Annotated in this window: 16 protein-coding genes and 3 pseudogenes; 8 read left to right on the plus strand and 11 right to left on the minus strand. The window is 54.2% G+C overall.

Annotation, left to right across the window (positions count from 1 at the left end; genetic code table 11):
- Positions 1 to 9: 9 nt before the first annotated feature.
- Together ACR0AW_RS05475 and ACR0AW_RS05480 are read left to right on the plus strand one after the other, a co-directional pair.
- A complete protein-coding gene (locus tag ACR0AW_RS05475) occupies positions 10 to 1,290 on the plus strand; it encodes a TRAP transporter large permease (protein WP_170733507.1) in 1,281 nt (426 codons plus the stop codon).
- Positions 1,291 to 1,374: 84 nt separating this feature from the next.
- Positions 1,375 to 1,890, plus strand: coding sequence for a redoxin domain-containing protein (locus ACR0AW_RS05480; protein ID WP_170733474.1), 516 nt, complete (start codon positions 1,375 to 1,377; stop codon positions 1,888 to 1,890).
- Between the two features lie 60 nt (positions 1,891 to 1,950).
- Here the strand turns inward: ACR0AW_RS05480 and ACR0AW_RS05485 are convergent.
- Positions 1,951 to 2,657: pseudogene (locus ACR0AW_RS05485) on the minus strand (IS6 family transposase).
- A gap of 160 nt (positions 2,658 to 2,817) precedes the next feature.
- Between ACR0AW_RS05485 and ACR0AW_RS05490 the strand changes: the two are divergent.
- From ACR0AW_RS05490 to ACR0AW_RS05515, 6 genes are all read left to right on the plus strand, one after another.
- Positions 2,818 to 3,438, plus strand: a complete 621-nt coding sequence (locus tag ACR0AW_RS05490) for a glutathione S-transferase (RefSeq protein ID WP_170635331.1) — start codon at positions 2,818 to 2,820, stop codon at positions 3,436 to 3,438.
- Positions 3,439 to 3,474: 36 nt separating this feature from the next.
- A complete protein-coding gene (locus ACR0AW_RS05495) occupies positions 3,475 to 4,143 on the plus strand; it encodes a cupin domain-containing protein (RefSeq protein ID WP_170399734.1) in 669 nt (222 codons plus the stop codon).
- 3 nt (positions 4,144 to 4,146) lie between these two features.
- A complete protein-coding gene (locus ACR0AW_RS05500; protein ID WP_480438729.1) occupies positions 4,147 to 4,830 on the plus strand; it encodes an SDR family NAD(P)-dependent oxidoreductase in 684 nt (227 codons plus the stop codon).
- Between the two features lie 3 nt (positions 4,831 to 4,833).
- Positions 4,834 to 5,895, plus strand: coding sequence for an NAD(P)/FAD-dependent oxidoreductase (locus ACR0AW_RS05505; RefSeq protein ID WP_170733475.1), 1,062 nt, complete (start codon positions 4,834 to 4,836; stop codon positions 5,893 to 5,895).
- 6 nt (positions 5,896 to 5,901) lie between these two features.
- On the plus strand, positions 5,902 to 6,465 hold the full coding sequence (locus ACR0AW_RS05510; protein WP_170399724.1) for a TetR/AcrR family transcriptional regulator: 564 nt from the start codon (positions 5,902 to 5,904) through the stop codon (positions 6,463 to 6,465).
- A 63-nt stretch (positions 6,466 to 6,528) separates the two neighbouring features.
- Positions 6,529 to 7,386 carry an SDR family oxidoreductase gene (locus tag ACR0AW_RS05515; RefSeq protein ID WP_170733476.1) on the plus strand — a complete coding sequence of 286 codons (858 nt, stop codon included), beginning with the start codon at positions 6,529 to 6,531 and terminating at the stop codon, positions 7,384 to 7,386.
- Between the two features lie 258 nt (positions 7,387 to 7,644).
- On the opposite strand, the pseudogene ACR0AW_RS05520 reads toward ACR0AW_RS05515, so the two are convergent.
- The 10 genes and pseudogenes from ACR0AW_RS05520 to ACR0AW_RS05565 form a co-directional block, all read right to left on the minus strand.
- A pseudogene (locus ACR0AW_RS05520) lies at positions 7,645 to 8,352 on the minus strand (IS6 family transposase).
- A gap of 31 nt (positions 8,353 to 8,383) precedes the next feature.
- Positions 8,384 to 8,758 (minus strand): annotated as a pseudogene (locus ACR0AW_RS05525) (glycogen/starch/alpha-glucan phosphorylase).
- Between the two features lie 48 nt (positions 8,759 to 8,806).
- Positions 8,807 to 9,070 carry a hypothetical protein gene (locus ACR0AW_RS05530; protein ID WP_480438732.1) on the minus strand — a complete coding sequence of 88 codons (264 nt, stop codon included), beginning with the start codon at positions 9,068 to 9,070 and terminating at the stop codon, positions 8,807 to 8,809.
- Positions 9,071 to 9,072: 2 nt separating this feature from the next.
- Entirely contained in the window at positions 9,073 to 9,309 is a 237-nt protein-coding gene (locus ACR0AW_RS05535) for a helix-turn-helix domain-containing protein (protein ID WP_170733477.1), read from the minus strand.
- Positions 9,310 to 9,494: 185 nt separating this feature from the next.
- Entirely contained in the window at positions 9,495 to 10,970 is a 1,476-nt protein-coding gene (locus ACR0AW_RS05540) for a mannitol dehydrogenase family protein (RefSeq protein WP_170733478.1), read from the minus strand.
- Positions 10,958 to 11,731 carry an L-iditol 2-dehydrogenase gene (locus ACR0AW_RS05545; protein ID WP_480776494.1) on the minus strand — a complete coding sequence of 258 codons (774 nt, stop codon included), beginning with the start codon at positions 11,729 to 11,731 and terminating at the stop codon, positions 10,958 to 10,960. The genes ACR0AW_RS05540 and ACR0AW_RS05545 overlap by 13 nt, the downstream gene beginning before the upstream one ends.
- Complete coding sequence (locus ACR0AW_RS05550) at positions 11,728 to 12,732, minus strand: ABC transporter ATP-binding protein (RefSeq protein ID WP_170383437.1); 1,005 nt, start codon at positions 12,730 to 12,732, stop codon at positions 11,728 to 11,730. The genes ACR0AW_RS05545 and ACR0AW_RS05550 overlap by 4 nt, the downstream gene beginning before the upstream one ends.
- Before the next feature lie 12 nt (positions 12,733 to 12,744).
- Positions 12,745 to 13,575, minus strand: a complete 831-nt coding sequence (locus ACR0AW_RS05555) for a carbohydrate ABC transporter permease (RefSeq protein ID WP_170403632.1) — start codon at positions 13,573 to 13,575, stop codon at positions 12,745 to 12,747.
- 10 nt (positions 13,576 to 13,585) lie between these two features.
- Positions 13,586 to 14,452, minus strand: coding sequence for a carbohydrate ABC transporter permease (locus tag ACR0AW_RS05560; RefSeq protein ID WP_170733480.1), 867 nt, complete (start codon positions 14,450 to 14,452; stop codon positions 13,586 to 13,588).
- 120 nt (positions 14,453 to 14,572) lie between these two features.
- A complete protein-coding gene (locus tag ACR0AW_RS05565) occupies positions 14,573 to 15,880 on the minus strand; it encodes an ABC transporter substrate-binding protein (protein ID WP_170511702.1) in 1,308 nt (435 codons plus the stop codon).
- Positions 15,881 to 15,967: the final 87 nt, after the last annotated feature.

A 15,967-nucleotide genomic window follows, 5' to 3' on the forward strand; every position in this document is an offset into this window, starting at 1 on the left:
AGGCGAATGATGGGAATACTTCTGTTGCTTGGCGTGTTCGCCCTCTGCGTTCTGATCGGAACGCCTGTAGCATTCGCGCTTGGAATAGCGGCCATTTCGGCATTTTGGTTCGAAGGCTTACCCTTGATGATCGGATTTCAGCGGATCGTCTCCGGGATCAATGTATTCTCGTTGATGGCGATCCCGTTCTTCATTTTTGCAGGTGAACTGATGTTCCACGGCGGGATAGCCATGCGTCTCGTCAGGTTTGCTTCAGCCGCTGTCGGGGCCGTGCGCGGCGGCTTGGGAATTGTGAACGTGTTTTCTTCGATGCTTTTTGGGGGGATTTCAGGGTCGGCCATCGCAGACATTTCCGCACTGGGGTCTATCTTGGTTCCTGTGATGAAAGAGAAAGGTTACGATGCAGATTACGCCATAAACGTGACCGTTACGTCCTCGATTGCCGGTATAATTATTCCACCCAGTCACAATATGATCATTTTCGCGATCGCAGCCGGGGGTGGAATATCGATCTCGAAGCTGTTTCTTGCGGGCGTTGTTCCAGGAGTTTTAATGTGCCTTTGCCTTGCTGTGGCGGCGTACCTTGTAGCGGTGCGCAGAGGTTATCAAGCTGAGACTTTCCCGGGTTGGTCAGCGCTCGTAGTGAGCTTCTTCAGTGCAATTCCAGGACTATTGACGGCTGTGATTATCGTCGGCGGTGTGTTGTCGGGTATTTTCACCGTTACGGAGTCCGGAGCTTTTGGGGCCATTTACGCATTTGTGGTCACTCTGATCGTCTACAGAAGCATAACGTGGGAAAACTTTTGTATTGCCGTCTCTTCTGCTGTGCGCACGACGGCGATGGTAATGATATTAATCGCATGCGCTGGTGCGTTTGCCTACATGCTGACCTTTTACAGAGTTCCGGACAGAACCGTAGATCTGCTTACTGGGTTGACAGAAAATCCGATACTCATCCTGCTGATGGTAAATGCGGTTTTGTTGTTGCTTGGAATGATTATGGATATGGCAGCTCTAATTCTGATCTGCACACCCATTTTTCTACCCGTTGCCAACAGCCTTGGGATTGATCCGCTGCAATTCGGGATGATCTTGCTCGTGAATTTGGGATTAGGATTGTGCACACCACCGGTCGGATCCTGCCTGTTTGTCGGTTGCGCCGTGGGTAAATTGCCAATGGAGAAAGCCGTGCGAACAATATGGCCCTTCTACTTGGCAATTCTCTTCGCATTAATGATTATCACTTTTGTACCCGCGATTTCACTAACACTGCCAAGCTTGGTTGGGTGAATAAAGTACATTCAAGTTTAAAGGCAGACACTTGAAGCTAAGCTTGTGTTCGAGTTTCTCTCTTAATAAAAAAAGGAAGCTGACATGTCGCAAAAACCCAAAGTGAATGCTCCCGTCGAGCAGATCAGTGTTTTTGATGTCTGCGGTGGCGAAATAGAGATTGGTCGGCCCAAAGATCGATGGACGATGCTTTTCGTCTATCGCGGGCGTCACTGTCCCAGATGCAAGCGATTTCTCAATAAATTGAACGCCATGCTGGCTGATTGGAGCAGCGTCATGGATGTGGTGGTCGTTTCTGCCGACTCTAAAGAAAAGGCTTTGGCCGACAAGGAAGAGTTCGGTTGGACATTTAATTTGGGCTTTGGATTGACCGAAACGCAGATGCGATCACTTGGCCTCTACGTGTCGGCCCCTCTTTCAGAGGCTGAGACAACGACACTGTTTGCAGAGCCCGGCGCATTCGGAATTCGGCCAGATGGCAGTTTGATGTTGGTCGACATTTCGAATGGCCCTGCTGCGCGCCCGGATCTTGAAGAATTGCTAGACGGAATGAAGTTCAATATCGAAAACAACCGCCCGACTCGGGGAACAGTTTTATAACTGCAACGGTGCAGTCAGGCGAATTCGAACCAGTCTCAGTTTACCGCAGAAACAGCGAACCTATCCGGAACAAAGTTGACGCCACTCGCTAAGTGTGGCGGCGCGGGTTAGCTTCAAGGTGTCTCGACTGGCTAGCGATCTTTCCTTGTTGAAGTGGTCGTAAACGGAGGAACGGACGGAGGCGAATTTCTGTAGACTTCGCATGCGCCTGAAACGCTGCATGGCGCGTTCACGCCGTCGGAAAGGAAGGTGCGAGTTCTCGACGGGGTTATTGAGCCACCTGCCCGTCCTTTGTTTTTTAGCACGCCCTAGTGTCTGAGTGCAGCCTTATAGAATGCAAAACAGTCGGTCACGATCTCATCGGCGCAACCATATCGCTTCATCAGTTTCTAGATGAATTTCAGCGCTGCAGCTTTGTTTCGGCGTTTGGTGACAACGGCCTCCAGTACTTCGCCCTCATGATCTACGGCCCGCCAGAGGTAATGCCGCTTGCCATTCACATTCACGAAAGTCTCGTCAACGTGCCACTTCCATTTTGAAAAGGCTCGGAGTTGCTGAACACGCTTCTGCCTTATCTCAGCAACAAACATCGGGCCAAACCTGTTCCACCAATATCGGACAGTTTCGTGGCTGACATCGATACCTCGCTCGTGCAGCAGATCTTCGACATTCCGAAGCGAGAGCGAGAAACGGATGTACAGCATCACCGAAAGGCGGATGATCTCGGGACTGGTTTTTAAGTATTTGAAAGAGGCAGGTCTGGTCATGCGCAAAAGCTACGCAACACCCCTACCCCGCTCAAGCAAAGTTCTTCTGAAAAGACCATCAGAGCAATTCAATCTGACAAGACGTAAAAAAGGCTTGCAATAATATCTACCTATTGATAGGTAGATTACATGAAGTACAAACCCCGACGGAGGTACTCAGATGAAGATTTATGATGTCGAAGGGTTCCCGAACCCTGCCCGTGTTCGTATTGCGCTGGCTGAAAAAGGCGCGTCAGACAAAGTTGAATTCATCCCTGTGGATGTGATGGGCGGCGAACATCGCACCCCTGAGTTCAAAGCCAAAAACCCCGATGCCGCAGTGCCTTGTTTGGAACTGGAAGATGGATCGCACATCGCTCAATGCAACGCGATCACAGAATATATCGACGCAACCTTCGATGGCCCATCATTGACCGGCGTGACTGCGCAAGAGCGCGCCCGAATCTCGATGATGAATCTGCGCGCGGAAAACGGTCTGTTGAATGCGGTCGGCACCTACTTCCACCATGCCACACCTGGCCTCGGCCCGGAACTGGAAACCTATCAATGCGCCGAATGGGGCAACAAACAGAAAGAGGTTGCCGGAAACACTATGGCCTATCTGGATGCGGTATTGGCCGAAAACGAATACTTGGCCGGAGACACATTCTCGGTGGCTGATATCACCGCCTTTGCAGGATTGGCGTTCGCCGATTTTGCCAAAGTTGAAATTCCTGAAACCCTGACCAACCTGCAAGCTTGGCGTGCTAAGATGGCGGCCCGTCCATCTATCGCCGGCTAAGCGAGAACTGCCATTTAAGTTGAAAGGACCCCTCCCATGGAACTCAACTCGGACTTCTCTTCGCGTGTCGTTGTTCACTCTGATCAGCTTGAGTGGCAGGCCTCGCCCATGAAGGGTGTGGACCGGCGCATGCTGGACCGAATTGGTGGCGAAGTCGCCCGCGCCACCACCATTGTGCGCTATGCACCAGGCAGCAAGTTTTCGGCCCACACCCATACAGGCGGTGAAGAGTTCATCGTTCTGGACGGCGTCTTTCAGGATGAGCATGGCGATTTCCCGGAAGGCACCTATGTGCGCAATCCGCCCACAACCGGGCACACGCCCGGCTCAGAACCCGGCTGCACGATCTTCGTCAAACTCTGGCAGTTCGACATGGAGGACCGCAATCAGTTCCGCAAAACCATGGCCGACGAACTGGCCGCACCCGTGAACGGGGTCGCCACTGCGACCCTGCACAAGGATGACCGCGAGGTTGTCACTTACAGCCATGTTGATGCAGGCACCGAGATTACTTCGAATGCGCCGGGTGGTATCGAGCTGTTAATGATTGGCGGATCTCTGACCTCAGGCGGTGACGTTCTGAAAAAGAACGACTGGCTACGCCTGCCTGAGGGTGAAGCGCTGTCGGCTATGGCTGGCCCAGACGGGGCGAAGGTCTGGATGAAGACTGGCCACCTGCCCTTTGCACAGCCACCGGTGGTTTAATTCATGAGTAGCAAGAAACCTATGGCGATTGTCGCCGGTGCGGGGGCTGGCCTTGGCCAGTCCCTTCTCGCGCGGTTTCAGGCAGGTGGCATGACGGCCATTGGTCTTGGACGGACGCAGCCGCAGGAAACGATCGCGCCGTTTCATCAGGTCGATCTGTCCGATCCGAGTGCGGTTGCGCCAGTGATTTCTGAATTGATCGCTACGCATGGCCCGCCGAAGTTCGTGGTACACAATACGGCTGAGCTGGTGATCGCGCCATTCCCCGAAACCGCATTGGAAGACTATCAGAGAACGTGGACATCAATGGTGCAATCTTTGGTCCTGCTGGGGCAATGTGTTCTGCAACCGATGGTGCGCGGCGGTGGTGGCGCGCTGATCGTTTCGGGGGCCACAGCGTCGCTGCGCGGCGGCCCACGGTTTTCCGCTTTTGCGTCGGCTAAGTTCGCCCTGCGCGGGCTGACACAATCGCTGGCACGTGAATATCAACCGGCTGGCGTACATATCTCGCACGTCGTTTTGGACGGGATCATCGATACACCCCGCTCGCGGGATTTGCACTCGCTGGATCCGTCGAAGATGATGAAACCGGACGAGATTGCCGAGGCCTACTGGCAGTTAGCCCATCAACCGCAATCCACCTGGACCCATGAGCTGGACCTGCGCCCGGCATCTGAGGGGTTCTGAGCGATGCAGACGCAAACTCTGATCATTGGCGCAGGCCTTTCTGGCCTCTGCCTTGCGCGACAGCTACAGGCACGAAACCATGACTACCTGCTGGTCGAAGCGCGGGGTCGACCGGGCGGACGTATCTTGACGGAAAGGCTGGAGGGTGGGTACTTCGACATGGGTCCCGCCTGGTTCTGGCCCGGGCAGCCGCGTATTGCAGCGTTAATAAAGCGGCTCGGTCTGGAGTGGTTCGAACAATATTCAACAGGCGCTCTCAGCTTTGAAAACGAGATCGGCCAGGTCGAGCGCGATCGCGGGTTTGCCTCGATGCAAGGATCGTATCGCTTGAAAGGTGGTCTGGGCGCCCTCACTGATGCGCTTGCCGCTGAGATACCGCCGAAGCGGCTCATCTTATCCGCGCCTATCGTCGGGTTAGAGAAGTCTGCGTCTGGGATCACCGCGACCGCTCAAACTGGGCAGGTCATCCATGCTCAGGAAGTCGTACTGGCCCTCCCTCCTCGCGTGGCGAGCAAGATCGCGTTCTCACCTGCTTTACCAGATGAAGCTTTAGCGGCAATGACTGGGATCGCGACTTGGATGGCCGGCCAGGCCAAAGTCATCGCTGTCTATGATAACCCGTTCTGGCGCACGGCCGGGCTGTCCGGTCACGCGATGAGCCGCAGGGGGCCGATGGTGGAAGTACACGACGCCTCCCCTGCCGAGGGCGGACCTTACGCGTTGTTCGGCTTTATCGGCTTACCCCCGCGCACCCGTAGCAACGAAGAACGGCTGCGGCAGTTGCTCAAAGGGCAACTGTCCAGGCTGTTCGGCGCCGAAGCTGCGGAGCCAAAGACACTCTTTGTTAAAGATTGGGCCTTTGACCCGTTCACCTCTATCGAAGCGGATCAACAGCCGTTATACGCTCATCCGCAATACGGGCTGCCCCATGCGATGACCCGTCTGTGGGATGGCCGTCTAATCTTTGGCGGGACCGAAGTTGCACCACAGTTCGGGGGCTATATCGAAGGCGCCCTGGAGTCTGCGGAAAACGCGCTGGCCCTGATCATGACGGAAAAGGTTTGAGCACGTATGACGAGTGATACCAAGACTGCCCTTCTGGATGTTGCCGAACACGCTGCGCGCGCGAGGGGGTTTGACGGGTTCAGCTATGCCGATCTGGCAGAGGCGGTGGGTATTCGCAAGGCGTCAATCCACTATCATTTCCCGACCAAAGCAGCGCTGTCGGCGGCACTCATGGATCGCTATCATGAGACCCTGCAGGCAGAGTGCAACCGCATCCGGGTAGAACACAAAACCGGGGCCGAGCAAATGCTGGCCCTGATCGACCTCTACCGGGATGCACTCAATGACGGGAAAACCTTGTGTCTCTGCGTGTCGCTCATCAGCAGCCGTGAAAGCCTTTCGGATGACGTGATCCAAAAGATCAGAAAATTCCGCGCCATGATGGTTACCCAAATCGAAGAGATCCTGAAGCTTGGCCAAGAGGATAAATCAATCACCGGTATCACCGATCCGATCTCGGAGTCCCGCGCGATACTGGCCCTTTTGGAAGGCGCGCATCTGACCGCGCGCGCAGAAGAGAATGTGAATACCTTCGATGAGGCTTTGGGCGTTTTAAAGTCCCGCTGTTGACCTTCGCCCCGACACATCGGATCGTTGCCGCAAGCAATTCATTTGATATTCGGAGCTTCCATTATGCCCAAAGTCATTCTGATCACCGGCACGTCAACCGGCCTTGGTGTTCAAATCGCCGTACAAGCGGCCCATGCGGGCCATACTGTCTACGCTACTATGCGAAACCTCGCCAAGCGCGGCATCCTGGATGCGGCCGCCTCTGACGCTGGCGTCAATTTCAACGTGCTTGAGCTGGACGTGCAAGACAGCGCCAGCGTAAACGCCGCAGTCGATCAGATCATCGCGAACGAGGGGCGGATCGATAAGCTGATCAACAATGCGGGTGCCGGATTTATTCGTACAACCGAACAAGCCAGCGAAGAAGAGGTCGCCTGGGTCATGGATGTGAATTTCATGGGTGTCGTGCGCTGCACAAAAGCGGTGATGCCACACATGCGCGCAGCACGCTCGGGCCACGTCATCACAATCTCATCCGTAGGCGGCCTAGTGGGTCAGCCGTTCAACGAGATCTACTGCGCCGCAAAGTTCGCGGTTGAGGGGTACACTGAGGCTTTGGCCAGCTACGTCACGCCCAATTTCGGTATCCATTTCTCGACAGTTGAACCGGGCGGTATTCAATCCGAGTTTGCGACCAATGTGCTGAAACATGTCGAGGCCACGGGCGGGATGCTTGAGGATGAGTATCTACCTATTCTCCAGAAGTATATTGGCGGCGCACAGGCGCGAATGGATGGCAGCGATAACTATCAAACTTCGGAACAAGTGGCATCAGTTGTCTTGGGCGTGATTGAAGCCTCTGACCCGCCGATCCGCGTTCGCACTTCAAACTGGGGTGAGGCGTTTACTCGCCTGAAAACCGAAGCAGACCCGGATGGAAAAAAGCAACAAGCAGCCGTGATTGAGCAGTTCCTACGCTAAAACCTTACTCGTGTAAGTCTGCTAGGAATGCGGCAGCCTTGCTGCAATTGCCACAGGTTTCCATGCTGCATCAACGGCGACGTCCGCTTTTTGCGATGTCGAGGAACACCAGCACGCGTCGATCATGCGTACAATCCCTGATCCTTTTCGGATCGGTTTCTGTCGGCAATGTCGTAAAGCTTTTCGCGAGCAGCGCCATGAAAAGGGTGCTGTCAGACGAATTCGAACTCGTCTCTATTAGGCCAGTGACGCTGTCCTTTATCCAGCACCAAGTTCGCGCCACTCGCTAAGAGCGGCGCTTCGTGTCAACTTGAAGGTGTCTCGGCTGGTCAGCGATCTTTCCTAGTTGAAGTGGTTGTAGACGGAGAAATGGACGGAGGCGAATTTCTGTCGACTTCGCATGCGCCTGAAACGTTGCATCGCGCGTTCGCGTCGTCGAAACGGCTGGTGCGAGTTCTCGACGCGGTTGTTGAGCCACCTTCCCGTCTTTTGTGTTTCGAGCGCGCCCATTTCTCTGAACGCAGCTCGATACGACGCGAAGCGATCGGTGACCACTTCGTCAACTTTACCGTGCCGCTTCATCAATTTCCTGAGGAATTTCAACGCCGCCTGCTTGTTTCGGCGTTTGATAACGATTGCTTCCAGCACTTCGCCCTCATGATCGACGGCCCGCCAGAGGTAGTGTCTCTTGCCATTCACCTTCACGAAAACCTCATCCACGTGCCACTTCCATTTGGAGTATGCTCTCAATTGCTGAACACGCTTTCTTCGGATCTCAGAGGCAAACATCGGGCCAAATCTGTTCCACCAATACCGGACAGTTTCGTGACTCACGTCGATGCCTCGCTCGTGCAACAAATCTTCGACGTTCCGAAGCGAGAGCGGGAAACGGATGTACAACACTACCGCAAGACGGATGATATCGGGACTGGTTTTGAAGTATTTGAAAGAGGCAGGTCTGGTCATGGGCAAAAGCTATGCAACACCCCTGCCCGCCTCAATACAAGCTCTTCTGACAAGACCGGGCTGACCATAGGCGCAGAGTGTCACCCCACGCGCCCTTCCAACCAACTACCGGCGTATCAAATGCTTGGGCCAGAACCGTATCGGCGGGATGCCATTCCGCCTTCCCATCGTGATGGGAAACATAGCCGCCAAAGGCGATCCGGTATCGGACTTCGGGACGCTCAAACTCTCAGGCGAAGCGCTGGTTTAACCAGGTTTCCGCTTTTTCGACCTGCTGACCTTCGACAAAACTCTGCTCGAAAAAAGCCATGCTCATAGCGGATGTCGTAACCATAAGCCGGAAGCCAAGAGTAGCGAGTGAGCCCATGAAACAGGCCGCCAGCCGTCCGAGGCCGCCATTCCCCAAGGCGGCATCAGGTTCGTCGTTGAATACGACCGACGCATCTTGGCCGAGTTACGCAAGAGCTTCCATAACCTCTTCCAACAGCCCCAGATTCGCGGTCATGTCTTCGACAAGTCGGCCAATCAAAAACTCCATTGAAAGGTAGTAAACACGTTTTGCGCCTGACTGATACGTCTCGCGCGTGCTTTCGAACCAAGGGTCAACTATGCGGTCGCGCAACGTTAGCGAAACCGCCATTCGCCAATCATAGGTCGACGCATGTACTGCGTCTTTGCCGAGCGAATAGTTGAGATGTCTGAGGATTTGTGAGTGCATGATTAAACAGGGCCAATAGTTTTGGTCGGGTTGGGTTTGATTGCGACGCCTATGCCGTCAGACACACTTCCATAATTGAGGAATTGAACACCTTCGGCTTCAAGAGTTGTGCGCATCGCTTCGATAATAGCGTGCTTCACGCCGCTTTTTCCGGCTTCAAACCGGTGTACGGTCATATGAGAAACCCGCGACAAATCGGCAAATCCCTTCATAGACAATCCAGGCGCGTTGCGGGCCATTCTAAGCTGTTCTGGTTTCACGTTTTTCTCCAGAATCTTTGGGGGATCACAGATGAGCAAGCCTGCCCTATCTGACTTTCTTAATAACGGGTCCAACACATCCGCGATCTACGCGATTTACACTCCTGATCGGTCAACCAGTATTTCCTACCAAAAGCACGAGTGACACCACCCACAGATTTGCCTCAAGCCTCATCAACGTACGCGATAAGAGCAGCTTCGCAACCATTCTGCCAAACCATGTCGAGCCACTTGGAAAACGAACTGGAAAACGGTTTGGCGTCCTTCAAGTCACCGTAAATCCGACTTTGTTCAAGCCAGACCGCCGGGTTTGACTTGGCGGCAAGGGCTGCCTCACTCAGTCTATCCCAAATCGGATCATTCGCCTCGATCACACTACCATCTTCGCGTGTGCCTGCGCACATACGTGCCCATAGCGCCTCGACGAGCGCTAAACCGGTAACGGAACGCCCAGCCTTCAACTGGTCTCGCAATATCGGCAAAACGAAACCTGTATGGCGCGCTGAACCGTCGAAAGCCACGCGTCTGGTCGTGTCCACAATCCTTGGATTTGAAAACCTGCTTTCAACGAGGCCTACATACTCTTCCGGACTTTTTCCGGAAACCGATGAAACCGTTGGCGCAATCTCTATTCTCTGAACTTTACCAAAAAACTGCGAAACAACCGGGTGTCTCATGCATTCGGAAATCGTCTTGAGCCCTAATATCTCACCCACATTTGCGAGCACCTGATGCCCGGCATTGAGGACTCGAATTTTCATAGCTTCAAACGCATGAACGTCGTCAGTGAAGATTGCGCCAACCTCACCCCAGTCCGGACGCCCAGCGCAGAAATTGTCTTCAATCACCCATTGGCGATACGCTTCGTGCGTGACCACAGCAGCATCGTCAATGCCAAAATCTATGGCAAGTGCAAGTTCGCTTGGACCGGTCGAAGGGGCGATGCAATCCACCATCGAATTCGGAAATGTGGCGTTGGTGTCAATCCAATCGGCCAGTTCAGGGTCGGACATGCGAGCCATCGAAACAACGGTTTGCCTAAGGACGTCACCGTTGCTTTGCAGATTGTCGCAACTTAGCCCGGTGAAGGGCGCATGCCCTGCGTCTCGTCTCACGCGAAGGGCGGCCACTATGGCACCAAAGACTGTTCGGGGCGCCAAAGGATTTTTGGCGTCGTGCTGAACGTCAGGGTGGTTGGCGTCAAACCCGTTCGTGACTGGATCAACGTAGTAGCCACTTTCGGTTACAGTCATAGAAACGATGCGAATGGCCGGATTCGACATCGTGCGAATTAGCGCTCCGTTGCCGTCTTCAATAGGCAGGTAGTTGATCATCGAGCCTATGACTTCAGCTGAGATTTTTTCAGGATCGAGCTCGATCAGGGTCGTGAGGCAATCCTGTGCAAGCAGTTTCTCCCGCATAGTCGCATCATAGGGTCGTACGCCCGCGCCGATGATGGCCCAATCTTCAGCTTTTCCTTGCTGCATTAATCGGTGCAAGTACCATGCTTGATGCGCGCGGTGGAAATTGCCGACGCCCACATGAATAATACCTGGTTTCAGGGTGGTACGGTCATATCTTGGGCGCTCGACGGTGAGCTGGTCGAGTGTCGCATTCGAAAGGGAGATCAGCTCATCCATTGCCCACCATCCACGTTATAAGTTTGTGCGACGATGTAGTTCGCCGCATCACTTGCCAGAAAAACAGCCATTCCGGTCAAATCGTCCGGTGTGCCCATGCGTCCGTAGGGCACGGCGGCATCAACTTCCTGTTTCTTTTGTCCGGGTGCCTTGTCTTCATACTTGGCAAAGAACGCATCCACGCCGTCCCAGTGCTCGCCGTCGACGACACCCGGAGAAATCGCATTCACGTTTATGCCGTGCTTGATCAGGTTCAGCGCCGCCGACTGAGTCAGGCTGATGACCGCCGCTTTTGTCGCGCAATAGACTGCAACCAACGGCTCACCGCGCCGTCCGGCTTGACTTGCCATGTTGATGATCTTGCCACCTTTCCCGCGCTCAATCATGCACCGCGCTACGGCCTGCGTCGTAAAGAGAGTACCCGCTACATTGATGTCAAAAGCGCGTTGATAGTCGGCGCGTTCGATTTCAACAATCGGGGCTGCTGTGAAAAGTGCTGCGTTGTTGACCAGAATGTCTATATGCCCGAACTCCCCTATTGTATTGCCCACAGCGTTGTCGATGCTGGCCTGGTCGGTCACATCCATAGCCACCGCGATTGCATTTTCTCCAAGTGCGGCAGCGCTTTGGCGAGCGCCATCAATATTGATGTCGGCGATGGCGACTCGAGCGCCTTCACTGACGTAGGCTTCGGCAAAGGCCCGCCCGATTCCTCGGGCAGCACCTCTGATCAGGGCTGTTTTTCCAGCCAGTTGCATTATTCGATCCTTAGACCTTGAGCGTCGAACTTGTGCAACTTGTCCATTTGCGGTGTCAGGTAGATCGTGTCGCCGTGCTTGGCCTGAATGTCACCTGTAATCCGCACGGTGACCATGTCAGCAAGACCCGTGTCATGGACGTGAATGAAGGTGTCCGATCCCAGGTGCTCCGCCACACCAACGACGCCTTTCCACATTCCATCAGTCATGCTGACATCTGTGTGTTCAGGACGAATGCCGATTGTGGTTGCCCCGTTTTTCTCGGCCTCAGCACCTGAGATCAGGTTCATTTTCGGAGACCCTATGAACCCCGCGACAAATTCGTTACGTGGACTGTGATAGAGCTCTAGCGGTGACCCCACCTGTTCGATCACGCCAGCCCGCAAAACGACGATCTTGTCCGCCATGGTCATGGCTTCAACCTGGTCGTGGGTCACGTAGATCATTGTCGTCTTGAGCCGTTCGTGAAGTTCACTGATTTCAAGCCGCATACCAACACGCAGGGCCGCGTCGAGGTTGGACAGCGGTTCGTCGAAAAGGAATGCCGCCGGTTCCCGAACAATTGCCCGGCCAATAGCAACGCGCTGACGCTGACCGCCCGACAATTGCCCCGGACGCCGATCCAGATAATCGGTAAGATTCAGCGCCTTTGCGGCTCCTTCAATCCGGCGATTTTGTTCGTCCTCATCGATCCCTGCCATTTTCATCGGGAACGCGATGTTTTTGCGCACCGACATATGCGGGTACAGGGCGTAAGACTGGAAGACCATTGCCAAGCCGCGCTTTGCGGGGGGCACGTCAGTAGCATCCGAGCCATCAATTTCGATATGACCCGTAGTGATGTCTTCGAGTCCCGCGATCAGGCGCAATAGTGTGGATTTACCGCAGCCCGAAGGCCCGACAAAAACCGTGAACTCGCCGTCTCCAATTGTCAGGTCCAGCGGCGGAATGACTTGAACGTCGCCGAAGCTTTTGGTCACTTGGTTGAGTTTGATTTGTCCCATTGGTCAAGTTCCTTATTTGACGGCGCCGAAGGTCAGGCCGCTGACAAGTTGTTTCTGGCTGAACCAGCCAAGGATGAGGATCGGCGCAATGGCCATGGTTGATGCTGCACTGAGTTTGGCAAAGAACAGGCCTTCGGGGCTGGAGTAGCTAGCAATGAAGGCCGTCAGCGGAGCCGCATTAGCTGCTGTAAGGTTCAGTGTCCAAAACGCCTCGTTCCAGGCCAGAATGAAGTTCAGCAGCAAGGTCGAAGCTATGCCGGGAACTGCCATCGGTGTGAGAACGTGAAGGATTTCCTCTTTCAGCGTCGCACCGTCCATTCGGGCCGCTTCAAGGATCTCACCTGGGATTTCCTTGAAGTATGTGTACAGCATCCAGACGATGATCGGCAGATTCATCAGCATGAGGATGATGACCAGCGCGCCTCGGCTGTCGAGGATGCCAAGTTTGATGCAGATCAGGTAGATCGGGTACAGAACACCAACCGCCGGTAGCATTTTAGTGGACAGCATCCAGAGGAGAATGTCCTTGGTGCGATTGGAAGGAACGAAAGCCATCGACCAGGCCGCAGGGACCGCCACGATGATACCCAATATTGTCGAACCCCCGGCGATGATGATCGAGTTCCAAAGGAACCGGGCGTAGTTGGACCGCTCCATCACCGCAGAGTAGTTTTCAAGCGTCCAGTCAAATGCCAGGAACACCGGAGGGTCTGCGATTGCGGTAGCTTCGGTTTTGAAGCTGGTCAGGACAGTCCAGAGGATCGGAAAAAAGATCAGCAGTCCAACACCCCAAGCGGCGGCTGTGTTGATGATCTTACGTTGTTGAGTTACTGCGCGGGCCATCTTTTCCTCCTCACGCGTCCAGGTTCTTGCCGACGATGCGCATCAGGAAGATCGCAACGATGTTGGCGAGAATGATTGCATAGACACCACCAGCGGAACCGAGGCCAACATTCTGACTTTCAAGAACACGTTGGAAAATCAGATAGGTCAGAGTACGGGTGCCAAACGCGCCTCCGGTCGTGACAAATATTTCTGCAAAGATTGCCAGCAGGAAGATCGTCTGGATAAGAACCACGATCGTAATCGCACGGCTGAGATGTGGCAGAGTGATGTAACCAAACCGCTTCAGCGGCGGAGCACCATCCATTTCTGCTGCTTCCAATTGTTCACCGTCCAGAGACTGGATTGCCGTCAACAGGATAAGCGTTGCGAACGGCAACCATTGCCAGGAAACGATCATGACGATTGAAGGCAGTGAAGCCTCAGACAGCCACGCGATCGGCTCAGCCCCTAAAAAGCGCCACAGATGGGCGAACAGACCGTTTACCGGATCCATGAACATATTCTTCCACACCAACGCAGAAACAGTTGGCATGACAAAGAATGGTGCGATCACCAGAATGCGGACAACACCTTGCCCCCACATTGGTTGGTTCAACAAGATCGCCAGCAACACACCAAGGATCACGGTGATTAAAAGAACTCCACCGACGATGGTCAGGGTTGCTATCACTGACGGCCAGAACGCGCTGGAGCTAACGAAACGAACATAGTTATCGAAACCGACCCACCCAAGATCTCCTCCACGCAGTGGAAGGTATTGCTTGAATGAGAAAATGAGCGTCATGATCAGAGGCACGAGCATCCAGCCGAGGAGCAAGATGACTGCTGGGGCCATCATAAGCCGCGCCGCTGATCGGGAGTGTTTAGTAGCCATCGGGCATACCTCCTCTGTTGATTGCCATGAGGCTATCTTAAACAGTGCATAGTTATTGAAAATTTATGGTGCCTCGGGAAACACTTGGGAGAAGAGTGTTGCCCGAGACCGGTGGAGCGCTTAGCGGTAGCCAGCGGCTTCCATAGCGTCGTTTGTCAGCGCCTGAGCTTTGGCAAGCGCCTCATCAACGGTCTGCTGACCTGCATAGACAGCAGAGAATTCCTGGCTCACTTCCGTCGCGATGCCCGCAAATTCCGGGATTGCCACGAACTGGACGCCAACATACGGAACCGGCTTCACAGTCGGGTTTGTCGGGTCCGCAGCTAGAATTGAATCCAGCGTCTTCTGGGCAAAGGGAACCGCCTGATAGTTGGGGTTTTCGTAAAGCGATGTACGCGCGCCCGGAGGTACGTTCGCCCAACCTTCGTTTTCTGCGACAAGTTCAATATAGTCTTTTGACGTTGCCCATTCGATGAACGCTTTTGCTGCAGCTTCCTTTTGCGTTCCGGCGGGAACCGCCAGCGCCCATGCCCAAAGCCAGTTTGCTTTCTTGTCGACACCTTCACTGTTCGGTGCTAGCGCGAAACCAACCTTGTCGGCAACAGTTGAGTCATCAGGATTGGTTACAAACGAAGCCGCGACGGTGGCGTCAATCCACATGCCACACTTGCCCTGCTGGAACAGGTTCAGGTTTTCATTGAACCCGTTGGTCGCGTAGCCGGTTGGGCCGGATTCCTGCATCATGTCGACAAAGAAGGTCAGCGCCTCTTTCCACTCTGGCTGATCGAACTGGGCATTCCAGTCTTCGTCAAACCAGCGCGCACCGAAGGAATTGCCGGTTACGGTGATAAAGGCACCGCCTTCACCCCAGCCTGCTTTTCCGCGCAGGCAGATTCCGTTGATGTCATTGTCACGGTCTGTCATCGCTGCAGCAGCTTCGCGGATGAATTGCCAGGTTGGCGCCTCAGGCATTTCCAGACCGGCCTTCTCCATAAGGTCAGTCCGGTACATGATCATCGAGCTTTCGCCGTAAAATGGCGCGGCATAGAGAGTACCGTCGTGGCTCAGACCGGCTCGCATGGCTGGCAGAATATCATCCGCATCGTACTCAGCAGAAAGATCGTCAAGCGATACCAACCATCCATTGGCGCCCCAAATCGGTGTTTCGTACATGCCAATGGTCATGATGTCGAAAGAACCGCCCTTTGCGGCGATGTCCGTTGTGACACGCTGGCGCAATACGTTTTCTTCCAATGTGACCCACTCGACCGTGTGGCCGGTCTTATCAGTGAAGTCCTGAGTCAACCCCTGCATGCGAATCATGTCACCATTGTTCACGGTGGCGATGACAAGATTCTCTGCTAGTGCGCCACTTGCAGTGACGAGTGTCATTGCCGTCGCCGCATATAGAGCTTGTTTGAATGACATCCTAATTCTCCTCCTCGTTGGATGATGACTTTGACTTTAGTCAAAACCACAACGCGAAGTCAATTAGAAATTTACGCGCGTAAAATT

It is taken from the genome of Ruegeria sp. C5 (genome assembly GCF_056537605.1).

Coding starts and splice junctions, on each gene's coding strand:
- ACR0AW_RS05565 (WP_170511702.1), bottom strand. CDS start 15,880: ATGTCATTCAAACAAGCTCTATATGCGGCGACGGCAATGACACTCGTC.
- ACR0AW_RS05510 (WP_170399724.1), top strand. CDS start 5,902: ATGACGAGTGATACCAAGACTGCCCTTCTGGATGTTGCCGAACACGCT.
- ACR0AW_RS05490 (WP_170635331.1), top strand. CDS start 2,818: ATGAAGATTTATGATGTCGAAGGGTTCCCGAACCCTGCCCGTGTTCGT.
- ACR0AW_RS05515 (WP_170733476.1), top strand. CDS start 6,529: ATGCCCAAAGTCATTCTGATCACCGGCACGTCAACCGGCCTTGGTGTT.
- ACR0AW_RS05495 (WP_170399734.1), top strand. CDS start 3,475: ATGGAACTCAACTCGGACTTCTCTTCGCGTGTCGTTGTTCACTCTGAT.
- ACR0AW_RS05555 (WP_170403632.1), bottom strand. CDS start 13,575: ATGGCCCGCGCAGTAACTCAACAACGTAAGATCATCAACACAGCCGCC.
- ACR0AW_RS05550 (WP_170383437.1), bottom strand. CDS start 12,732: ATGGGACAAATCAAACTCAACCAAGTGACCAAAAGCTTCGGCGACGTT.
- ACR0AW_RS05560 (WP_170733480.1), bottom strand. CDS start 14,452: ATGGCTACTAAACACTCCCGATCAGCGGCGCGGCTTATGATGGCCCCA.
- ACR0AW_RS05480 (WP_170733474.1), top strand. CDS start 1,375: ATGTCGCAAAAACCCAAAGTGAATGCTCCCGTCGAGCAGATCAGTGTT.
- ACR0AW_RS05500 (WP_480438729.1), top strand. CDS start 4,147: ATGAGTAGCAAGAAACCTATGGCGATTGTCGCCGGTGCGGGGGCTGGC.
- ACR0AW_RS05505 (WP_170733475.1), top strand. CDS start 4,834: ATGCAGACGCAAACTCTGATCATTGGCGCAGGCCTTTCTGGCCTCTGC.
- ACR0AW_RS05535 (WP_170733477.1), bottom strand. CDS start 9,309: ATGGCCCGCAACGCGCCTGGATTGTCTATGAAGGGATTTGCCGATTTG.
- ACR0AW_RS05475 (WP_170733507.1), top strand. CDS start 10: ATGGGAATACTTCTGTTGCTTGGCGTGTTCGCCCTCTGCGTTCTGATC.
- ACR0AW_RS05530 (WP_480438732.1), bottom strand. CDS start 9,070: ATGCACTCACAAATCCTCAGACATCTCAACTATTCGCTCGGCAAAGAC.
- ACR0AW_RS05540 (WP_170733478.1), bottom strand. CDS start 10,970: ATGGATGAGCTGATCTCCCTTTCGAATGCGACACTCGACCAGCTCACC.